19 protein-coding genes are annotated in these 19735 nt (G+C 49.6%); 3 read left to right on the top strand and 16 right to left on the bottom strand.

The features are described 5' to 3' along the window. Positions 1-91: 91 nt before the first annotated feature. The 15 genes from TU82_RS09200 to TU82_RS09270 form a co-directional block, all read right to left on the bottom strand. On the bottom strand, positions 92-1120 hold the full coding sequence (locus TU82_RS09200; RefSeq protein ID WP_057722887.1) for an MraY family glycosyltransferase: 1029 nt from the start codon (positions 1118-1120) through the stop codon (positions 92-94). Then, positions 1117-2076 carry a UDP-glucose 4-epimerase family protein gene (locus tag TU82_RS09205; protein ID WP_082631990.1) on the bottom strand — a complete coding sequence of 320 codons (960 nt, stop codon included), beginning with the start codon at positions 2074-2076 and terminating at the stop codon, positions 1117-1119. The genes TU82_RS09200 and TU82_RS09205 overlap by 4 nt, the downstream gene beginning before the upstream one ends. Positions 2077-2090: 14 nt before the next feature. Beyond that, entirely contained in the window at positions 2091-3218 is a 1128-nt protein-coding gene (wecB, locus tag TU82_RS09210) for a non-hydrolyzing UDP-N-acetylglucosamine 2-epimerase (protein ID WP_057722891.1), read from the bottom strand. Beyond that, entirely contained in the window at positions 3211-4221 is a 1011-nt protein-coding gene (locus tag TU82_RS09215; protein ID WP_057722892.1) for a nucleoside-diphosphate sugar epimerase/dehydratase, read from the bottom strand. Before TU82_RS09215 ends, wecB begins: the two co-directional genes overlap by 8 nt. A gap of 16 nt (positions 4222-4237) precedes the next feature. Further along, positions 4238-5095: a dTDP-4-dehydrorhamnose reductase family protein gene (locus TU82_RS09220; protein WP_057722895.1), complete on the bottom strand. Its 858-nt coding sequence runs from the start codon at positions 5093-5095 to the stop codon at positions 4238-4240. A 9-nt stretch (positions 5096-5104) separates the two neighbouring features. Further along, positions 5105-6343, bottom strand: coding sequence for a glycosyltransferase family 4 protein (locus tag TU82_RS09225; RefSeq protein WP_173667489.1), 1239 nt, complete (start codon positions 6341-6343; stop codon positions 5105-5107). Between the two features lies 1 nt (position 6344). Further along, the gene (locus TU82_RS09230; protein ID WP_082631991.1) at positions 6345-7556 is read right to left on the bottom strand and encodes a glycosyltransferase family 4 protein; all 1212 of its coding nucleotides are present in this window, start codon (positions 7554-7556) and stop codon (positions 6345-6347) included. 15 nt (positions 7557-7571) lie between these two features. Next, positions 7572-8687: an EpsG family protein gene (locus TU82_RS09235; protein ID WP_057722899.1), complete on the bottom strand. Its 1116-nt coding sequence runs from the start codon at positions 8685-8687 to the stop codon at positions 7572-7574. After that, entirely contained in the window at positions 8687-9967 is a 1281-nt protein-coding gene (locus TU82_RS09240) for an O-antigen translocase (protein ID WP_057722900.1), read from the bottom strand. The genes TU82_RS09235 and TU82_RS09240 overlap by 1 nt, the downstream gene beginning before the upstream one ends. After that, positions 9951-11096, bottom strand: coding sequence for a dTDP-4-amino-4,6-dideoxygalactose transaminase (rffA, locus tag TU82_RS09245; RefSeq protein WP_057722902.1), 1146 nt, complete (start codon positions 11094-11096; stop codon positions 9951-9953). Before rffA ends, TU82_RS09240 begins: the two co-directional genes overlap by 17 nt. Beyond that, entirely contained in the window at positions 11080-11652 is a 573-nt protein-coding gene (locus tag TU82_RS09250; protein WP_057722904.1) for an acyltransferase, read from the bottom strand. The genes rffA and TU82_RS09250 overlap by 17 nt, the downstream gene beginning before the upstream one ends. A gap of 262 nt (positions 11653-11914) precedes the next feature. Next, positions 11915-13189: a Wzz/FepE/Etk N-terminal domain-containing protein gene (locus tag TU82_RS09255; protein ID WP_082631992.1), complete on the bottom strand. Its 1275-nt coding sequence runs from the start codon at positions 13187-13189 to the stop codon at positions 11915-11917. A 448-nt stretch (positions 13190-13637) separates the two neighbouring features. Continuing rightward, entirely contained in the window at positions 13638-13877 is a 240-nt protein-coding gene (locus TU82_RS09260) for a lipopolysaccharide assembly protein LapA domain-containing protein (RefSeq protein ID WP_057722905.1), read from the bottom strand. Positions 13878-13893: 16 nt separating this feature from the next. Further along, a complete protein-coding gene (gene ihfB / locus TU82_RS09265; protein WP_008437689.1) occupies positions 13894-14190 on the bottom strand; it encodes an integration host factor subunit beta in 297 nt (98 codons plus the stop codon). Between the two features lie 131 nt (positions 14191-14321). Beyond that, entirely contained in the window at positions 14322-14606 is a 285-nt protein-coding gene (locus TU82_RS09270) for a hypothetical protein (protein WP_057722907.1), read from the bottom strand. Between the two features lie 492 nt (positions 14607-15098). Here TU82_RS09270 and TU82_RS09275 point away from each other — a divergent pair, with 492 nt between their 5' ends. The 3 genes from TU82_RS09275 to TU82_RS09285 are packed head-to-tail and all read left to right on the top strand — an operon-like array spanning position 15099 to position 17806. Further along, complete coding sequence (locus tag TU82_RS09275) at positions 15099-16346, top strand: hypothetical protein (protein WP_057722909.1); 1248 nt, start codon at positions 15099-15101, stop codon at positions 16344-16346. A 45-nt stretch (positions 16347-16391) separates the two neighbouring features. Beyond that, positions 16392-17399: a glycosyltransferase family 2 protein gene (locus TU82_RS09280; RefSeq protein WP_082631993.1), complete on the top strand. Its 1008-nt coding sequence runs from the start codon at positions 16392-16394 to the stop codon at positions 17397-17399. 8 nt (positions 17400-17407) lie between these two features. Then, positions 17408-17806, top strand: a complete 399-nt coding sequence (locus tag TU82_RS09285; protein WP_072024097.1) for a GtrA family protein — start codon at positions 17408-17410, stop codon at positions 17804-17806. Between the two features lie 177 nt (positions 17807-17983). On the opposite strand, the gene rpsA is transcribed toward TU82_RS09285, so the two are convergent. Beyond that, positions 17984-19669, bottom strand: coding sequence for a 30S ribosomal protein S1 (rpsA, locus tag TU82_RS09290; RefSeq protein WP_057722913.1), 1686 nt, complete (start codon positions 19667-19669; stop codon positions 17984-17986). Positions 19670-19735 lie beyond the last annotated feature (66 nt).

Genomic DNA, 19735 nt, shown 5'->3' on the forward strand with positions numbered 1-19735 from the left:
ACCCCTTTGAACACCTCTGTACATTCCAATGCCTAATGCTGCAAAGCCATCCACGGGCTTTTCAGGACCTGCCAATCACCTGCGATAAACTTTACTTCTGCGCCACCATGATCTCGAGCTCGCCGGCATGAAACTTTATCGCCAGCGCGATCAACGGCAGGTAGGCGACAACCAAAGCCCACGTACCATCCCATCCGCTCAAGACTACACCTGCCGCAATAGGTAAAAGCCAAAAAACGTTGATGGCCGCAACTGCCATGGTCACTGGCAAGTGCTTGCCATACTTGCGGGAAGCAAATTGGTAAGCGTGACTGCGATGCGCTTCGTAGACCTTGTCACCCCGCACCAACCGACGAACAAGCGTGCAAGTCGCGTCAACGACGAATACGCCAAGCAAAATCAACCACGCCCAGAAAAAATCCGATTTGACCCAGGCTGCCTGTAGCGAGAAGAACGCCAAGGTAATACCCAGGAAACCGCTACCGGCATCGCCCATGAAAATCTTGGCGGGTGGAAAATTCCAAACCAGAAACGCGCCCACTGCCGCTGCCAGCAATAGAGGTAGCCAGATCATCTGCGGATAGCCGCTCAATACATACAGCAGGCATGCGCCCAGGCAGGCGCAAATAGCTTCTACGCTTGCGATACCGTCGATGCCATCCATGAAATTATAGAGATTGAGCATCCAGACGATATAGACAGCCGCCAACACATTACCGACGAGCCCCAGATCCAGGGTCCATCCAAACATGTTCAGCGGGGCAAGTCCGTTGATCCAGAACAACGCCCATGCCGCTGCTGCAAAATGACCTGCCAGGCGCCAGCGAGCGGCGATGTGTCCATGGTCATCCATAAAGCCCAGGACGGCGATCACCACGCCGGCGCCTCCCGCGGCAACGAGCGAAGGCCACGAGACCAGGTCCAGCCACCCGACCAGCGGAAGTACCGCAAGAAAGGCCAATACAATGGCTACTCCTCCGCCCCTTGGGGTAGGAACAGAATGTGAACTCCGTGCGTTCGGTATATCAATGATGCTTCGAGACAACGCATATCGCCTGAGCACAGCAGTCATGACAAACGAGACAAACGCAACAACCGGAACGATCCACCAATAACTCATGTGTTTTGACTTTCCATATAAGCGGACGCAGTAACCTTGAGTGCGTCATCAACCGACAGCGGAGGCGTCCACCCCAGAAGGGCACGTGTCTTCCCAATATCGACCTGCAAGGAACCGCACAAGCGTTGGGACAGGCTGCGCTTGCCCAGCATGATTGCGGCCGTACTCAGCAACGAGGCTGGAACGGGAAGAAGACGCGCAGGTTTGCCCAGCGCAGACGCCATTTTGCGTAACAAGATAGTGGTGGAAAGATCCTCGCCATCGCTGACCATGAAAATCTGGTTGGCGGCGGCCGGATGACTGATACAGGTAATCGAAAGATCAACCAGGTTATCCAGCGCAACCAGACTGCGCGCGTTATGTATGGCGCCAAAAGGCAACGGCACACCTTTGTGCAGCCAACGCATCATGCTCAGGAAGTTAGCCTTCACACCCGGGCCGTAAACCAGCACCGGACGGATGATCACCACTTCCATTCCCGTTGTTGCAGCCAATTCCAGGAGAGCCTGTTCGGCCTCCATTTTTGATATGCCGTAAGGGTCCGACGGCGCCGGCGGCTGATCGGCGGTATAAGGCGCGCCCAAGACAGTGCCTTCACCGTTGACCTTGATTGAACTCAGGAACACAAAACGTCGCACGCCAGCCTGCGCCGCTTGACGCGCCAAGGCCAGGGTGCCTTGTACATTGACCCGGCGAAACGCTTCAAGCGGATCGGCCTCGGAATCGTTCATCACATGCACACGGGCCGCACAATGTACAACCGCGTCAACCCCCGTTAGAACGGCTGAAAAATCAGCGGTCGACAAGTCATCGAATTGAACCACTTGATCGGCGCCAGCACAGGAAAAACCAGGGGCTCTGACGGCAACCGTGACCTGAACATCTGTACGAGCGGATAACACTTGGACCAACCGGCTACCAACAAATCCAGATGCCCCAGTCACAAATATGCGCACACCAAACTCCTTGTTTAGGATTTAGACCAAACGGTGCGATTAATATAATCGGTATAGCTGTGCACAATGCGCACGACTTTTTTGGAGACCGCGCCCCCCAAATAATCACCTACTACCGACATCACTCGTTCGCCACGTACATGCTGGCTGGTCACGACCCTGACAGCGTTCAGCACACGATCAGTCGTCAGGCCACACATGATAAGCGTGCCTTCATCCATGCCTTCAGGCCGCTCGTGAGCGTTGCGAATCGTCACCGCCGGCAGGTTCAACAAAGATGCTTCTTCAGTGATCGTTCCGCTGTCGGACAGAATGCAAAACGCTTCCATCTGCAACTTGATGTAGTCGAGCAAACCGAACGGTTTGACAAAACGAATCAGTGGGTGGTCAAGCGACTCACCCAATGCCTCAAGGCGCTTGCGCGTTCTTGGGTGTGTGGAGACGATGATGGGCAGCTTGTACTCGTCAGCCAGTGCCTTCAGCGAGCCAATCAGATCCCGAAGATTATCCGGGGTATCTACGTTCTCTTCACGATGCGTGCTGACAATAAAGAAGCCACCGGAGGTCAGCCCTTCGCGAGCCAGTACATCGGACGCCTGGATCTTGGGCATGTAGAAGTCCAGGACTTCTGCCATGTGCGAACCGGTCTTGATGATCGTTTCAGGGCGCACGCCCTCATCGAGCAGATAGCGACGGGCGTGCTCGGTCAGCACCATGTTTATATCGCTGAGGTGGTCGAGAACCTTGCGATTCAACTCCTCGGGCACGCGCTGGTCGAAGCAACGGTTACCCGCTTCCATATGAAAAACCGGGATTTTTCTGCGCTTGGCAGAAATGACAGCCAGGCAGGTATTGGTATCCCCGTAGAGCAGAAGTGCATCGGGCTTTTCCGACTCGAACAGCTCATCCGATTTAGCGATAACCTGAGCAATCGTCTGGGCTGCGGTATCGCCTACGGCGCCCAGGAAATGGTCGGGCTTGCGAATATCCAGGTCATCAAAAAAGACCTGGTTAAGCTCATAGTCATAGTTCTGACCGGAATGCACCAGAATATGGTGGGTCTGTTTATCCAGTTCTGCGATCACGCGGCTCATTTTGATGAGTTCCGGCCGAGTGCCCACCAGCGTCATGACTTTAAGCATTGAGTTGCTCCCGAACAAACTCCAACTTCATCAGCAGCGCTTTAACACCCTCGACATCCAGGCGTTCAGTGTTATGTGACGTATAGTCGTCCAACTCGGAAATATGCGTTTCACCCTCTACGAAATATTTCTCATAGTTCAGGTCGCGATTATCCGCAGGGATCCGGTAGTAACGGCCCATGTCTTCTGCCTTGGCCATTTCCTCACGAGAAATCAACGACTCGTAAAGCTTCTCGCCGTGACGCGTGCCGATCACCTTGATCGAATTCATGCATTTGAACAGTTCTTTGAGCGCTTGAGCCAGATCCTCGACAGTCGATGCCGGCGCCTTTTGTACGAAAATATCGCCTTGCTGGGCATATTCAAATGCATGCAGAACCAGATCAACCGAATCTTCCAGTGACATGAGGAAACGTGTCATATTGGGATCAGTTACGGTCAGCTCACCGCCCTGCTTCAACTGATTGATGAACAGGGGGATCACCGAACCCCGGGAAGCCATGACGTTGCCGTAACGCGTAGAGCAGATCACAGGACCGTTCTGCGGGATCATGCGGGACTTGGCAACGACCAGTTTTTCCGCCATCGCTTTGGAGATGCCCATCGCGTTGATGGGATAGACCGCTTTATCAGTGCTTAGCACCACGACGCGTTCGACATTGTTGGCAATCGCCGCGTTCAGCACGTTTTCGGTGCCCATTACGTTGGTTTTGACAGCCTCCATCGGATAGAACTCGCAAGACGGAACCTGCTTGAGCGCAGCGGCATGGAAGATGTAATTGACGCCGACCATCGCTTGGGAAATGCTGGCATAGTCACGCACATCGCCGATGTAAAACTTTACCTTGTCGTTACCCAGCGCAATGCGCATGTCTTCCTGTTTCTTTTCGTCACGACTGAACACGCGAATTTCTTTGACATCGGTATCGAGAAATCGCTTGAGCACGGTATTGCCAAAAGAACCGGTACCACCGGTAATCATCAAAACTTTGTTATCGAACATCTGTAAAATCTCCTGATTATCGCTGAGCGCGCATAAATTGAATAAGGTCTGGCCAGGCAGGCGGGACGTAGCCTACCGCTTGGCGGAATCGCGTAGAGTCCAGAGACCGGTCAATAGCTAGTTGATCATCTGGCACAATTTCGATTTTCTTTTCATAAATCTTCGCGATTTCATTCAGCAGCGTGAATTTATCAATAGGCTCAGCGGAAACATGATAGAGACCGAACAGCTCCGGATTGGGTATCACGAAGTCGGTGATGATGCGAGCGAGTTCCGACGTCGGCACCCCCGAAAATATCGCCTTCGTAAAACCTTTCACGGCACCTTCCTGAGAAAGAAACCAGTCTACCAGAGAGGCATTGCTGGCCAGCTCATGGCCGATGATTGAGGTACGTAAGGTAATGGCGTGAGGTTGGTCTTGAACTTCACCAATGAACTTCGACTTGCCATACAAGTCGACCGCGTCGGAAAGATCAGATTCCAAATACATGCCCTTCTCACCAGTAAAGACGCAGTCGGTACTGATGTGGACAAGCCGGGCGCCGACAAGCGCGCACAACTTCGAGAGGCGATGCGGCAACATCGAGTTGAGGGGCAACGTCGACAGCGGATCCTTGGCCTGCGCTAGCTGTTTGATCAAGCCCACGCAGTTGATAACGACGTCCGGACGTGCCTGCTCGAAGACACCGACCAATGCCTCATAGTCCAAAACGTCCACGTCCGAATAGAAATTTTCCGCGTACTTTTCATCGAAGTACTTGCGCCCCCCTCTACCCCGCATGGTGCCAAACACACTGTGTGAGGTATGGCTGGCGATGTACTTGAAAACAGCACTTCCGAGCATCCCTGTCACACCCAGCACTAAAATCTTCATATTGGATCTCTATGTATTTTTAATTCGATCTTTAATAATTTCGACCAAGCGGTGGCATTGGCTTTTCATTTCGTAATTATCACAGAAAAACCGATACCCTGCGGCCCCGTAGGCGCTTCTTTTTTCGGGCTCAGTGCGATAAATTTCTTCGATATTATCGGCGAGCGCAGCAGCGTCACCCGCGGGAGAGCAAAGGCCGGCGCCCGCCAACTGCACGACTCTCGCACCCTCGCCATCAAGGGCGGCCAGGATGGGCTTCCCTGCTGCCATATAGGCTTGGACTTTGCTGGGAATGGTCAGGGTGAATATTTCGTCTTTTTTGAGCGTCACGAGCAAGGCTTCACTCTTGGCGAACAATTCCGGCATCGATTCAGATGGCAAACGCCCCACCAATTCCAGGTTGTGCAGCGCATGCAGACGCTTTTGCTCATGCATCCATTCAAGACGGCTACCACTGCCGACCACCACGATCTTGCAACTGAGGTGAGTCAGGGCCTTCGCCGCATCGACGATAGTTTCCAAGGATTGCGCAAATCCAAGATTGCCGGCAAATACGATGCAAAAATTGGAAGCCAACAGCTGATTGATTTCATCAGGTAAAACACTGACGGCGTCTGTTGGCGGCGCGGGTGACAGCCGATAGGAATTGGGATAGTAAACAAGCTTGCTTCTGTCCACGTACTTTTCAGCGGACGATATAAATGCTTCAGACTGTACCAATACGGTATCGGCCTTGGCATATATAAACCGAACCAGCCAACCCACCGCTTTCAGCGCCCAGTGATTCTTTATAAACCCGGTTGCTTTCAGCGTTTCAGGCCACAAATCCTGCACCCAGACCATCAGGTGCGCATTGGTGGAGCGTTTCAATACGATTGCGGGGATCGCAGCCGTAATGGGAGACACCGCGAACACAATGATAGCGTCGAATTTTTTTCCAGCATTTTGCTTTGGAAAATGCTTGATGCCATTAACTACAAATGACAGGTAGTTAAGAACCAGGTTCTTTGCACCCCCTGCATGACGTGGCCTCAAAGGTGCACGGTGAACCTTGATCGAATCCTTGTAAATGTGCTCGCTGCAGGACCCTGCCTGATACCCTTCATAGGTATCGCCGTCCGGGTAATTAGGTTGCCCCGTGAATACTTCGACTGCATGGCCAAGCGACGCCAACTCTTCGACGATATCATTAATGATAAAGCTCTCAGGGTGAAAATACTGAGTAACTATTGCAATATTCAGAGGCATGTCAGCTCACACTATCGAATCTGGACTTGAGCGCTTTAGGCCCCAAAAAAATCACAGACTTAATGAATGACAATATCGCGATCCACCGATTAATTTTAATATTGAAACGGGGGGTGCGATTTGATTTCTCTACAAACTGAGCAGAGGTTTCCAGTATGTCAAAAAGCTTGGCCTTCTTTCTGTGACGCTCGGAAACCTGCATGTACTCGGAAGCGCTCATCGCGTGCAGCATCGCAATGGTATCAAAAATCCCCACCCGGTTGGTGGTGGCGGACTCTTCGTTATAGGAATAGCCTGCAACGTCCGAAAACAGCCCACACGTGAGGGGTTTCTCTATCGATTCGATGCCAACGACAGAGGGAATGCCAGCTGCCGAGGCCTCGATAATCGTCGTCCCTGACCCTACAAAGCAAAACGCTCCATCCAGGATAGAAGGCAGTTCGGCGTAATCTACCTCACCACAAAAATGCACATGAGCTTCAACGCCGTGCGACTCGGCCAAGGCCATCAGCGCGTTGCGCTCAGGCCCATCCCCATAGATGAAGTATTCAAAATCGGCAAACTTTCGAAGCTCAGCCAGTTGCGAAATGACATGCCGATTATAGATCTTGAAGTCAACCAGACGACCGACGGACACTATACGCAGGGACGATTGGAGCGGCCGGCGAGCACTGTAGCTTTCAAAAGAAATGCCCAGAGGTAAAATATCAAGGCTCGACACATCGGAATCGCTAAATTCCGCTGCCATTTCAGCCGTTCTTTCGTTAGGAAACAACGTGAGCTGAACGTTGCGATCATACAGCTCCAACATTTTTTTTCTGAAATAGATATCGCGGCCGCGCCACCAACCTATTTCCTTGGAATGATAAATACCTACACTGACCGATTTGAAATTCAACTGCTTTCTATTTAAATAAACATAGGCCAACGTCAGCACATCCACGACATGAACAATGTCGTAACATGTTGCATCTGTTTTTGCCGGCAGCAGTGCATTGATCCAACTGGACGCAGACAGGAATGGAACATGCTCGACAATATTGATTGTCGCGTGCTGGGAAAGCTCGGTAAACAGCCCCTGATCATACTTATCGGACAGTAAAGTCACCGTAATGGAGTGCCCGGACAGCTTGAGATATTTGGCCAGCCTGACCACGTATGTCTCGACCCCGCCAATAGCGAGCCCTCCCATTACAAATAATATGCTTTTCATATACCCACCCACAACCTATAAGAAATCGAAGAACACTTCAGAACCACCTGACCACCCAGAGTTGCTATTGAGGTTCAGGTACAAGGTCGCAAAGGTATAAGCAGCTACTAACAAGAAACCTAGTTTTTTGCCACACACCTGCACAGCGATCATGGGGATCAGCACGTATTCAAACATCGAAATACTTGCGTAGCCCCGACCCGCCAGGATAGCGAAGTCGCCCAGCACAATGCGCAAAAAGGCTGCACAATAAAAAACACAGAAAATCAGATTGAAACTTTGATATCGACTTTCCAGCTTCTTCCAGCATACAAGACCGGCGATGATCACCAGCAAATTCTTGATATTCACCATATCAAAAAGCGGCAGGGCATAGCTGTACATATCCGCATTGAGGTAGAGTTCGATTTTATCACCCACAAAACCGAAAATTGCCATCTGACGCAGCACGGACTTAAAGTCGATAGTTGCAGAGATCAGTATCAGAACGGCGCTGACAAAAAGATATAAGCTGCGTTTCGGCCGAAAAATGAACAAACCCACTGGCACAATAAAAAACACCGAAGACACATGAACTAACGTCGCTGCTACGATCAGCGCCGCCATCATCTTATACTTCTTCTGATCTAAGTAGGTTGCTGCAACGAATAGCAATCCAGAGGCGAGGCCCAAACGTATCGCATTGAGTTCTTTGGCCAAGTAAAAATGTGTAAAGTAAACCAGAACCGCCAGTGCAAAGTAAGGAGAAAAATATCTTATGCTGCGCACATTCAATGTAACCGCAACTAAAGAGCTAAAGCCGAATAGCACTGCCGAGTTTTTTCCGAGTGCCGCCAATACAGACAGGAACATGAAAAAACCAAACTCGACATTGAAAGTAGCGTAGCTATAATCGCAATATACATTCTGGCAGTCCAACACCGACGGTATCTGATACAGCATCTCGAGGTACGCGGCATCATCGCTGCCAACTCCCACCGCCCTGAACGTGGCCAGAAAAATAAGCGGAATAGCCATCAGCACAGAAACAACTACCGCTGGTAATTTTCTATCACTTAAGGTATCGAATGCCGCAACCAGCACTAAAAACCCATATGCCAGATACAGCGGGAGAGTGAATTCCAGTTCCATTATCTTCGCGCCCAGCAGACAAAGCCGATGACACACATGACAAAAAATATGATGTACGCCACCATATAAGAGTACATCACGCCGTAGATACCACCGATACTTTTTCCAAGCGAAAAAGTGAGCCCAACAAAAAGTAGCGCTTGAACAATTTCAGACAATATATATAACTTGGTCGCCGCCTTGGCCACTGCCACGAATCCGATCACGTAAGCTGAAACCTTGAAAAAATCACCTACCAGTTGAAAAATTATGTAATTTTCAAGCTCATTAAATTCGGAAGATAGCAGCAGTGGGATAAAGAAGTGCCGACCAAAATAAAGCACGCTTCCGCCGATAATAAAGCCGCCCATTACCAGCAGCATGAATTTGACGACCTGAAGTGTTATCGCTTTCTTCTCTCGTGTTGCCGAAATGAGCGGCATATAGTAGGAAGCCAGGAACACACTAAAAAAACCAATATAAGCGCTGGAGAGCTTTATGCTCCCCTGCCATATACCTGCCTCACTGTACCCCACCTGGGTAATCAGCGATTCCCTGATGACTATCTCTACAACAGGAAACATGACCGCACTGACCAGTAACATCAACCCGAATCTGGCAAAACCTTTTCCTATGCCGACATCAAACTTTCGCCACTTGATCATCCTGAACAGAGGCATGCTTTTAACAAAAAACAGAGAAACAATGAGCGGCATGACAAAGATCGCAAGCATTGCAATCGCCGCACCTGGCATTTGATAGCTTGAAATCAAAAACCATATCAAGGGGAGCGCGAGGATATTTGAAACAACCTGCACCACCGCATTGACATTCAGTTTACCGAGCCCGTTAAAGAAACCGGAAAATAGAATATTGAACGCGAACGCTACCTGCGCGATTGCAAGGCACAGGATCACCCAGTAAAAACGAGGTTCTCCAAATACCAAAATCGATATCTTCTCAGCAAATGAAAACAAGGCCACCAAGACAAGTAAGGAGGCCCCTGAGGCATAGAATACCGAGGTGGAAAATAGCCTATATAGTTTGAACTTACTGTCCTTGAACTCGGCTACATATTTGATGACACCATGGCCTAATCCTCCCCCTGCCAACAAAACCGCAATGGAGACCAAGCTCATAAAGTGCCCCAATTTCCCGAGGCCATCTGCACCCAAATACAAAGCAATCAGCTTAAGAATGCAGAAACCTACCAGGATTTTTGATGCTTGGGCGGCGCTCGTAAAAAAAGCGCCCGCCAGCAGTCCCGCCCCTTTTTCTTTTAATTTACCGACCGGCGGCATTAACTGCACCTATAACAGAATCAATGACGTGCTGAATTTCAACGTCTGACATCCCGTACCAGATCGGCAGACGGAGAAGACGCTCACTTTCCCTGGTGGTAAAGCGATCTTCGCCATTAAAACGTCCCAGCAGAATACCCGCCGGAGCGCTGTGCAGGGGCACATAATGAAAAACCCCACCCACGCCTGATGCGTTCAGATGCTTCAGCACTGCTGTACGGGCTACAATGTCTTTAACCTTAATATAAAACATGTGTGCATTGGCTACACAGTCTTCGGGAACTGACGGCGTTTCGATCAGCCCGGCATCGACCAGGTCTTTAAAAGCGGCATTGTAGCGATTCCAGATTTTGCATCGGAATTCGTTGATCGCGTCCGCCCGTTCCAATTGCCCGAACAGGTAGGCCGCCTGAAGTTCACCAGGCAGGTAGCTGCTGCCGATATCCACCCAGGTGTATTTATCAATCATCCCTCTGAAAAACTGGCTACGGTTAGTGCCTTTTTCACGGATAATTTCAGCGCGCCCAATAAAACGCTCATCATTAATGAGCAGCAAGCCACCTTCGCCGCCACTGGTATAGTTTTTTGTTTCATGAAAACTGTAGGCAGCTAAATGACCGATAGTGCCTAACTTACGTCCTTTATAGGTGGACATCATGCCCTGTGCCGCGTCCTCGACAACAAACAACTTGTGTCGCTGCGCGATGTCCATGATGGTGTCCATTTCACATGCTACGCCTGCGTAATGAACCGGCACTATGACCTTGGTTTTTGCAGTAATGGCCGCTTCGATCAGGGTTTCATCAATATTCATCGTGTCCGGACGAATATCAACAAATACAATTTTTGCACCGCGAAGTACAAAGGCATTGGCTGTACTTACGAATGTATAGCTGGGCATGATCACTTCATCGCCCGGCTGTATATCAACCAATATTGCCGCCATTTCAAGCGCTTGGGTGCAAGACGGGGTCAATAATGCCTTTTGGCACGAAAACGTTTCTTCGAACCAGCGCTGGCAACTTATAGTAAAGTCCCCATCACCTGACATTTTCGCGCTGCGCATGGCACGGGTGACATATTGATCCTCATTACCGGTATAAGGCGGCTTATTAAAGGGAACTTTCATCGAACTCACCATAAAATTCTTTTTCTAGTTTAAGTAAATCTTTCTTACGTTCTTTGACACGCTTTGCGGGTATGCCTGCATAGACACCCCAGGCGTCAGTAGGTTTAGTAACAAGCGCCATCGCGCCTACGGCGCACCCTTCAGCCAGTGTCACACCTGGAAAAATGACAGCGCCAGCGCCTACAATTACGTGCCTATGCACGTGCACCGCAGAAAACAACTCGTTCTTGAATTTTTTTGGAATTAAAGAGTTTGTTAACGTTTCGCCGCTGTAATCATCCGATTGGGAAAATATCTTGACGCCGTACGCCAACGTACAAAAATCCTCAAATACGATACCCGGCGTTCCACCCGCGATAAGGCACATAGGTGTTATATGATTGAAGCGGCCGAATTTAATCTTGCCTGAAATGACACAAAAATCGTCAATTCGCGAATAATCGCCTATCTCGATTTGATCAGCATTATAAATGCTCGCTCGATCACTGATTTTCACATCTTTGCCGAGCTTCTTAAAACCGGCCTGAGCCAGTTGCTCGGTTGATAAATACGCCATAATTCTCTCCACACCTAGCCGATACTGTCAGCAACCTTACTCGCGGATCTGCAGCTGGACGCTGCTGACAGATGCATCAAAATGTATAAGCAATTTTAAACTTGTTTTTCCTGGCGCAATAGCATAATTGCCTGCAGCTACCCAACAAATCGGGCAAACCCCAGTCCCAGTACAGACAGAGGGCCACTGGCCATCACTTAACACAACGGTGGAGAGCATTTTTGCAGGCACCAGCTAGCAAGGTGCGCTCCAGCAGCCACCTCTACGCAAGCTTCTTGGAGCGAAAAAAACTGGAGAAGAGCGCGAAGGCAATGCCGAGAACCAAACCCGCAACAATACCGGCGATGATGATTAGCGTCTTCTTGGGTTTTATGGCACTCAGCGGTTCCATAGCGGCGCGATCGATGGCAACTAACTTTATGCGACTCATATCGATATTCAGATTACGCAAACGAGCCATTTCTGCCCTTAGCGGCTCAACACCGGCCAAAAAGATATCTTCGTTTTCTCGGCGATTGAGTACTTCAACTTGACGATTGGATTGAAGCAGCTGCAGCTCTTTGGCAATTTGGGCGATACGCGCCTCAGCGAAGTCATCTGAGTTTCGTTGATTGAGCGCTCGCTTTTCGGCTTCAAGCGCCTCTACCCCCATGAAATAAAGAGGTATCTGCTGGTTGTTCACTTCAGTACGCATTACGCTGTTCGAGCTCACGCGTTCAGCGTCTCCCAACGAAGAAGGTGTCGTCGGCTTGTTAATTCCCAGAGATTTAGCGATACCGATAGCCTCAGCCAATTGCGCCATGCGATCGGTGCGCAACGTTTTCAGCTGGGCTCTTAGTGCCTTCAATTCATCCAACAATTGCGCACGCTTCAGATTGTCGGCTTCAAGCAATGAAGCTATTTTCGCTTCCTTGTCGGTTTCATAACTTGCGCGCGCAGCATTAAACTTACCGGTGATTTCGTTAATTCTGTTTTTGACAATAACATCCATATCGGCAGCTATTTGCTTACGCTCGCTCGCAATAGCATACTGAACAAAGTCATTGAGAATTTTTACGCCATCAACGCCTCGTGGATAATTCATCTCGAGTTTAATGTATGCGCTGAGTGACTCAGCTTTCTTCAAATCAGGCACTATCAAACTGATCGAATTACGATTGAACTCCTCAAAACTCTGCTCAAGCGTACGTCCTGGACGCTCAAACTCGCTAAACAGTTGCTGATTAGCCCTGAAAAAATTCAAGCGAGTTTCATAGGATTCAAGGGAAGCTCCAACTTTCAGAAGCGCCTCACTGGGTGGCAACTTGTAAACTTCCGAACGATTCAAGGCATCCAATTCATTGATTGCGGCGGGCCGTAGCACACTGCTCACTTGATATTCAGGAGTCGCCAGGAATGCATACGCCGCTGCGAGCAGCGCAACGCCGGAGGTGGTTATCAAGACTATTTTTTTCTGTCGCCAGACGACTTGAAATAGCGCAAAGAGATCGACTTCACCAGTCGAGGGCACAGGAGGGGCGCGGAAGCTACTACTCACAACAAAAACCTGCCTTCAATGAGAAACTGCGGGCTCGTTATGCAGACTATCTTGCGTGATTTTTCCATCAACCGCCCAACAAAGCCCAGCTTCGCTGCCTGGCCTTGAGCGCACAAAATGACTGTTCTCGAGAATACGTTGCATTTTGCCATCTCTTCGCTACATTGCAAGACTTGACAAGTCAATGAGACGCTTCCCGTCTACGCGTAGGATACTTCCGTCGAGCTGGCACCGCGCAGCCCTTACCCCTTAAACACTGTCATTATCAATAATAAAAAATAGATTCGACCCTGAGCTGCTGCCGGAAAAAGCTGGGCTTCTAAATTCTGATATTCATTTATCGGTGTACATCAGCGGTTGCTACGTAAAAAAGTGCTCAGACTGATCCGACAAACGGCGCACCACGCCGCCCGGACAATCTCGCCCATTTGCACGGCCCGGCTCCAGATCACGTTGCCGGTATCTTCTTTCGGCCCTGGCCAGGCTTGAAAAGGAGAAACAGTAACGGGCCGAGTAACATTCCGAGTATCAATGCCAACGTAACGAATACTGAAACCGGCAGAGTGCCGAAAGACCACCCCAAGAAGGAAAGCGAGGCTGGCTGTTGGTTTTCAAGCACAAAGCCTACAATTCCAAGAGCAACGATAGAAGCAATGATGACAGTAAAAATACGCTTGAACTGACGCATAACAGACTCCTGGCAATCAGACGCTCTCTTCCTCATCTTCATTCACCCGGTCGCGTAACTCCTTACCAGGCTTGAAGTGAGGTACGAACTTACCGTCGAGACTGACAGACTGGCCAGTCTTGGGGTTACGCCCTACCCGCGGTGCGCGGTAATGCAGCGAAAAGCTGCCGAAGCCGCGAATTTCTATACGATCGCCAGTGGCCAGGCACTGAGACATTTGCTCAAGCATAGTCTTGATAGCCAGCTCGACATCCTTGGATGAGAGCAGCCCTTGATGGGTGACAATTCGTTCGATCAACTCCGACTTCGTCATATTTTTCCCTTCTTTTTCAAGCAGCTAGGAAAATCGCTTCGAAGGTTTTAGCATGACCTGAGGATTTTGAACAGCCCATGTACCAACTTATCTGCCTGTCTACTCCAAGACAGCCAGAAACGTCCAAGTCATCAATTACAGATAACCAACATCGTGCGCGTAAGCGCGCCAGCCGGGTTCCAGCCGAACGGATAGTCTTCGACGTCATCCTTTGCTTCACTGGACCGGGCGATGACCTTGTAACCCCGCGACTTGCATTCACGCATCGCACGCGCTTCGCACTTTTCCCATTTGTTTCCCAAGCCCGAGCAGTCGATCTCGGTGCCGCTGCCGCCCCGCGTCGCATGAGTCTTGGCGCTGGTAGCTGAACAGCCTGCAAGCGTCAGCACTGTCAGCATTACAATAAACCTGTTCATTCAACCCCTTATTGAATCAGCAATGTCGAGCAGTTAAAGACTATAGCCAATTGTGACTCTGGGACGAGCGCGTTAGTTCTTAGTATTTGATTCACTTGATTTCAGTGACCGGTAAAGCAGCCATCAGCCGCTGTCGTCGCTCTACATCATTCACACAACGCTTCGCGAAATGCCCTGTTCGAGGGGCCTCCCCCCGGCTACATGCTCCGATGCCCTGCGATTCGCCCACTCAGCGGCTAAACCCAACGCACCTACGGTTGACTATAGACAGTCGCAAGCCGCGCTACTTGCAAATGGCATTGACCATGGATGCCCAGGCACCACGTAACCTTGGAAAGATCACAGCTCAGCGACGAGGCTGATGCTATCGCGTCGCTAGCGCATAAGATGAAGCCAGCAAAAAGCGCATCACCATCGCCCAACAGGTATAATTACGTTAAGTTGATCCGATCCGCATTTTTTTACAACGAAAGCCAAAGGGATGCAGCAGCAATGACGTTATTTAAACCTGCTAAACCAATCAAAAAAAATAGCAGGGTGCACGATAGATGGATTTTCGATACGCCGCATTCAAAGCGCCTCGCAAACTTAGTGGCCTATGGAATACTCCTGGGAATTTGCGTTATTCTATTTGAGCCTCTTATCAGCACTCTGTCGACGAACGCATTCGATTATGTTGCTCATTTGAAGTGGGCAAGCGATATGGAGAACGGTCAAAAATTGATACTGCCTCACCCGCTGTATCACCTGCTCACTATATTCACTAAAAAAGCACTTGGCATCAGCTATCCCCAATCCTCAACAGTGGTCATAGTGCTTTCAATATTTTTCCTCGCGATTTTAAATTACAACATCCTGAAAACTAATACGTCCGCGCTGGTCGCCGTAGTTTTCTCAGTGTGTTTGCTCGTCATAACGCCCTTACAACTATTCTTCGCTATTGATCAGCACCTTTACTTCGGTTACATAGGAATAAGCATTTATCACAGCCCTACCATGCTGCTGCTCAAGCCTTTGTCTGTCCTGGCGTTCTGCTATGCACTCAAGTCAGTAGACGATCCACAGCACAACACACTGTCCAACGGCTTCGCCCTCGCGCTTGCTTTATTCCTCAGCGGAATTTCAAAGCCTAATTTCTTGATGATCGTACTCCCTGCCTTTGTACTTTTCCTGCTGATCACCCACCGGCTCAAGGCAACACTTACGAACAAGTATGTCTATCTCGCGTTTTTTCTCCCTATCATCACTTTACTAAGCCTGCAGTTTTTTCAAACGTTTTTCTTTCAGGACCTTTCACAAGCCACCGGCGCTGCTGAAAGCCATATTGTTGTTCTACCGTTCGAGACCATGGCTCATTATTCGAGCTTCTTACTTCCCAAGCTCATTTTATCGATCGCGTTCCCGCTGCTGACCTTTTTCCTCTACCCAAGAGATTTCATACAAGATAAAGCTGTCGTTTTTTCCTGCTGCTGCCTTCTGATGGGGTTGGTGCTGACCTACTTTTTCGCAGAAAGCGGATCGAGAATGTACGATGGAAACTTCTGGTGGAGCGGACAGATGGGGCTCTATCTGGTATTCCTGTTCTCCGTCGCTTTTTTATTTAAAAACAGACAACATCTGACGGTTCGTAAAACAGACAAAATAAAGTACTCCCTCTGCCTGATGATGTTTCTCTTGCATGTCTTTTTTGGAATATTCTTTTATAAACAAGAGCTTTTTTTCAACGCGAAATTTTGGTAAAAAATTTGCCTGCCCCCCCCCTTTAAACCAACAAGACCAAATATTATGCCAGCAAAATTGACATCACCTCATATCTCGGTAGTCGTTCCGGTTTACAAAGCGGAAAACTCACTTGAGGAGCTTTACTTACGCCTAAGGTCCTCTCTCGAGGAAATCTCGTACGATTTCGAAATCGTGTTGATTGAAGACTGCGGGGGTGATCGCTCATGGCAAATTATAGAACGCCTCGCCGACGCGGATCCTAGAGTGCGTGGCGTTCAGCTGAGCCGGAACTTTGGCCAGCACTATGGAATCACGGCAGGCCTGGATGCTTGCCGTGGTCAGTGGGTCGTTGTGATGGATTGCGATCTCCAGGATCGCCCTGAAGAGATCCCTCGCCTCTATGCCAAGGCTCAGGAAGGTTACGATATCGTTCTAGCCTTGAGAGGCAAACGAAGTGATCCGCTACTTAAGAGGGCGACCTCTTGGCTGTTCTATAAGACGTTCAGCTATCTGGCTGACTTTGAATATAATGGCGACAGTGGAAACTTTCGTATCATTTCGCGAAAAGTAGTAGATAACGTCTGCCAAATGCGTGAGCAACTTCGCTTTTTTGGTGCACTGGTTCATTGGACAGGCTTCTCCAGCACAGGAATTGAAATCTCGCATGCGGAACGCTTGGACGGAAAAAGCACCTATACGTTTTCAAAGCTCTGGAACCTAGCGATGGAAACAATAATTGCGTATTCAGATAAACCACTTCGACTTGCGGTAAAGCTAGGCTTCACCATGGCGGCATTGGCATTTATCTACGGGGCCTACCTCATTTTCACCACTATGCTACACGGAGCTGTTGTACAAGGCTGGACAAGCCTCATGGTTTCGACTTTCTTTATTGGCGGCATTGTCATTTCAATCCAGGGCATTGTTGGCATATATGTCGGTAAAACATTTGACCAGACCAAAAACCGCCCGCTATATATCATAGGGCGAAAAACATACGATTTACCTGAAGGCGCATTTGGTACACCTACACAAAAATCTCGATCTACCTTAAGCATCGAAGAAGAATGAAGACCAAAATGAGTTTTTTTGCCTCACCCGCTTTTTTACAACTGGTACGTTATGGGATTGTTGGCCTGACTAATAATGCCCTGCTTTACTTGGGCTATTTATTACTCGTGTATTGCGGGAGTGGCGAAAAGCTAGCGATGACGTTAATTTATATGATCGGCGTCCTCACTAGTTATACGTTCAATTATAAATGGACATTCTCTCAAAGAAAGAATCGAGCCGCCTTAATTCGATACATACAGATGCATTTAACCGGATACTTCATAAACCTTATACTTCTATATATATTCGTCGACAGGTTACTTTACCCTCATCAAATTGTTCAAATTTTCGCAATCATAGTTGTCGCGTTTTTTGGATTTTTCACATGCAAGTATTTTGTCTTTCGCGACAGATCAGCTCACTAATAAATCTACCTTCAAACAAAAGCAGTAGCACTACTTACTGAATCACAGCCCATATGAGTCAAGCGTTATTCCGACCATGGCTTGGGCTACAAGGTTAAAATCTGCAAGACTCATCAGGCCGAACAACAGGCATAAAAAAGGGCGACCGAAGTCGCCCTTTTTACAGCTTTACAGAACTTAGTTCTGCTTAGCCATTGCTTCGCGCAGCAGGGAGGCCATGGTGGTCTCGCCAGTTGCAGCAGCCGGAGTTTCTTTCAGGCTCTGGATAGCTTCTTTCTCTTCCACTTCATCTTTCGACTTGATGGAGAGTTGGATTACGCGGCTCTTGCGGTCAACGCTGATGATCTTAGCTTCTACTTCCTGGCCTTCTTTCAGAACGTTGCGCGCGTCTTCAACGCGGTCACGGCTGATTTCGGAGGCTTTCAGAGTCGCTTCGATATCGTCGGCCAGAGTGATGATGGCGCCTTTGGCGTCAACTTCTTTCACTGTACCTTTAACGATGGCGCCTTTGTCGTTCTCTTGTACGTACTCGGAGAACGGATCGCTTTCCAGTTGCTTGATGCCCAGGGAGATGCGCTCGCGCTCTGGGTCAACCGACAGGATAACGGTGTCCAGCTCGTCGCCCTTCTTGAAACGACGAACAGCTTCTTCGCCAACTTCGTTCCAGGAGATGTCGGACAGGTGAACCAGGCCGTCGATGCCGCCGTCCAGACCAATGAAGATACCGAAATCGGTGATCGACTTGATGGTGCCGGAGATTTTATCGCCCTTGTTGAACTGGCCAGAGAAATCTTCCCATGGGTTAGATTTGCACTGCTTGATGCCCAGGGAGATACGACGACGCTCTTCGTCGATGTCCAGAACCATAACTTCCACTTCGTCGCCGACTTGTACGACTTTCGAAGGGTGGATGTTCTTGTTGGTCCAGTCCATTTCGGAAACGTGTACCAGGCCTTCAACGCCCTCTTCCAGCTCAGCGAAGCAGCCGTAATCGGTCAGGTTGGTAACACGCGCGGTCACGCGAGTGCCTTCTGGGTAACGGGCTTTGATAGCGACCCATGGATCTTCACCCAGTTGCTTCAGGCCCAGGGAAACACGGTTGCGTTCGCGATCGTATTTCAGAACCTTGACATCGATCTCGTCGCCAACGTTGACGATTTCGGAAGGATGCTTGATACGCTTCCAAGCCATGTCGGTAATGTGCAGCAGGCCATCGACGCCACCCAGATCGACGAATGCGCCGTAATCGGTGAGGTTCTTGACGATACCTTTGACTTGTTGGCCTTCCTGCAGGGATTCCAGCAGAGCTTCACGCTCGGCGGAGTTCTCTGCTTCCAGGACGCTGCGACGGGAAACGACAACGTTGTTGCGCTTCTGGTCGAGCTTGATGACCTTGAATTCGAGTTCCTTGCCTTCCAGGTGCGTGGTGTCGCGCACAGGACGAACGTCGACCAAAGAACCTGGCAGGAACGCACGGATGCCGTTAACGTCGACAGTGAAGCCGCCTTTAACCTTACCGTTGATAACGCCCTTGACCACTTCTTCAGCTGCGAAGGCTGCTTCGAGAACAATCCAGCATTCAGCGCGCTTGGCTTTTTCACGGGACAGCTTGGTTTCACCGAAACCGTCTTCAACCGAGTCCAGAGCAACGTGAACTTCGTCACCGACATTGATTGTCAGATCACCAGCATCGTTGTAGAACTGTTCCAGCGGGATCAGAGCTTCAGACTTCAGACCAGCGTGAACGGTTACCCAGCGAGCCTGGTAATCGATATCAACGATAACACCGGTGATGATGGAGCCTGCCTGAAGGTTCAGGGTTTTTAGGCTTTCTTCAAAGAGTTCCGCAAAGCTTTCGCTCATTTTAATTCCTGTTGATAAGGGCGAAGAATACGCCCATCTCCACACCCCAGACGGTATGGGTCAGTT

Source organism: Pseudomonas orientalis (genome assembly GCF_001439815.1).
Taxonomy (GTDB): domain Bacteria; phylum Pseudomonadota; class Gammaproteobacteria; order Pseudomonadales; family Pseudomonadaceae; genus Aquipseudomonas; species Aquipseudomonas orientalis.

Bases quoted from the DNA above. Each gene is read 5' to 3' on its own strand.
- TU82_RS09275 (WP_057722909.1), top strand. From the start codon at position 15,099: ATGACGTTATTTAAACCTGCTAAACCAATCAAAAAAAATAGCAGGGTG.
- TU82_RS09280 (WP_082631993.1), top strand. From the start codon at position 16,392: ATGCCAGCAAAATTGACATCACCTCATATCTCGGTAGTCGTTCCGGTT.
- TU82_RS09230 (WP_082631991.1), bottom strand. From the start codon at position 7,556: ATGAAAAGCATATTATTTGTAATGGGAGGGCTCGCTATTGGCGGGGTC.
- TU82_RS09285 (WP_072024097.1), top strand. From the start codon at position 17,408: ATGAGTTTTTTTGCCTCACCCGCTTTTTTACAACTGGTACGTTATGGG.
- rffA (WP_057722902.1), bottom strand. From the start codon at position 11,096: ATGAAAGTTCCCTTTAATAAGCCGCCTTATACCGGTAATGAGGATCAA.
- TU82_RS09200 (WP_057722887.1), bottom strand. From the start codon at position 1,120: ATGAGTTATTGGTGGATCGTTCCGGTTGTTGCGTTTGTCTCGTTTGTC.
- ihfB (WP_008437689.1), bottom strand. From the start codon at position 14,190: ATGACGAAGTCGGAGTTGATCGAACGAATTGTCACCCATCAAGGGCTG.
- rpsA (WP_057722913.1), bottom strand. From the start codon at position 19,669: ATGAGCGAAAGCTTTGCGGAACTCTTTGAAGAAAGCCTAAAAACCCTG.
- wecB (WP_057722891.1), bottom strand. From the start codon at position 3,218: ATGCTTAAAGTCATGACGCTGGTGGGCACTCGGCCGGAACTCATCAAA.
- TU82_RS09270 (WP_057722907.1), bottom strand. From the start codon at position 14,606: ATGAACAGGTTTATTGTAATGCTGACAGTGCTGACGCTTGCAGGCTGT.
- TU82_RS09260 (WP_057722905.1), bottom strand. From the start codon at position 13,877: ATGCGTCAGTTCAAGCGTATTTTTACTGTCATCATTGCTTCTATCGTT.
- TU82_RS09240 (WP_057722900.1), bottom strand. From the start codon at position 9,967: ATGCCGCCGGTCGGTAAATTAAAAGAAAAAGGGGCGGGACTGCTGGCG.
- TU82_RS09220 (WP_057722895.1), bottom strand. From the start codon at position 5,095: ATGAAGATTTTAGTGCTGGGTGTGACAGGGATGCTCGGAAGTGCTGTT.
- TU82_RS09250 (WP_057722904.1), bottom strand. From the start codon at position 11,652: ATGGCGTATTTATCAACCGAGCAACTGGCTCAGGCCGGTTTTAAGAAG.
- TU82_RS09225 (WP_173667489.1), bottom strand. From the start codon at position 6,343: ATGCCTCTGAATATTGCAATAGTTACTCAGTATTTTCACCCTGAGAGC.
- TU82_RS09215 (WP_057722892.1), bottom strand. From the start codon at position 4,221: ATGTTCGATAACAAAGTTTTGATGATTACCGGTGGTACCGGTTCTTTT.
- TU82_RS09235 (WP_057722899.1), bottom strand. From the start codon at position 8,687: ATGGAACTGGAATTCACTCTCCCGCTGTATCTGGCATATGGGTTTTTA.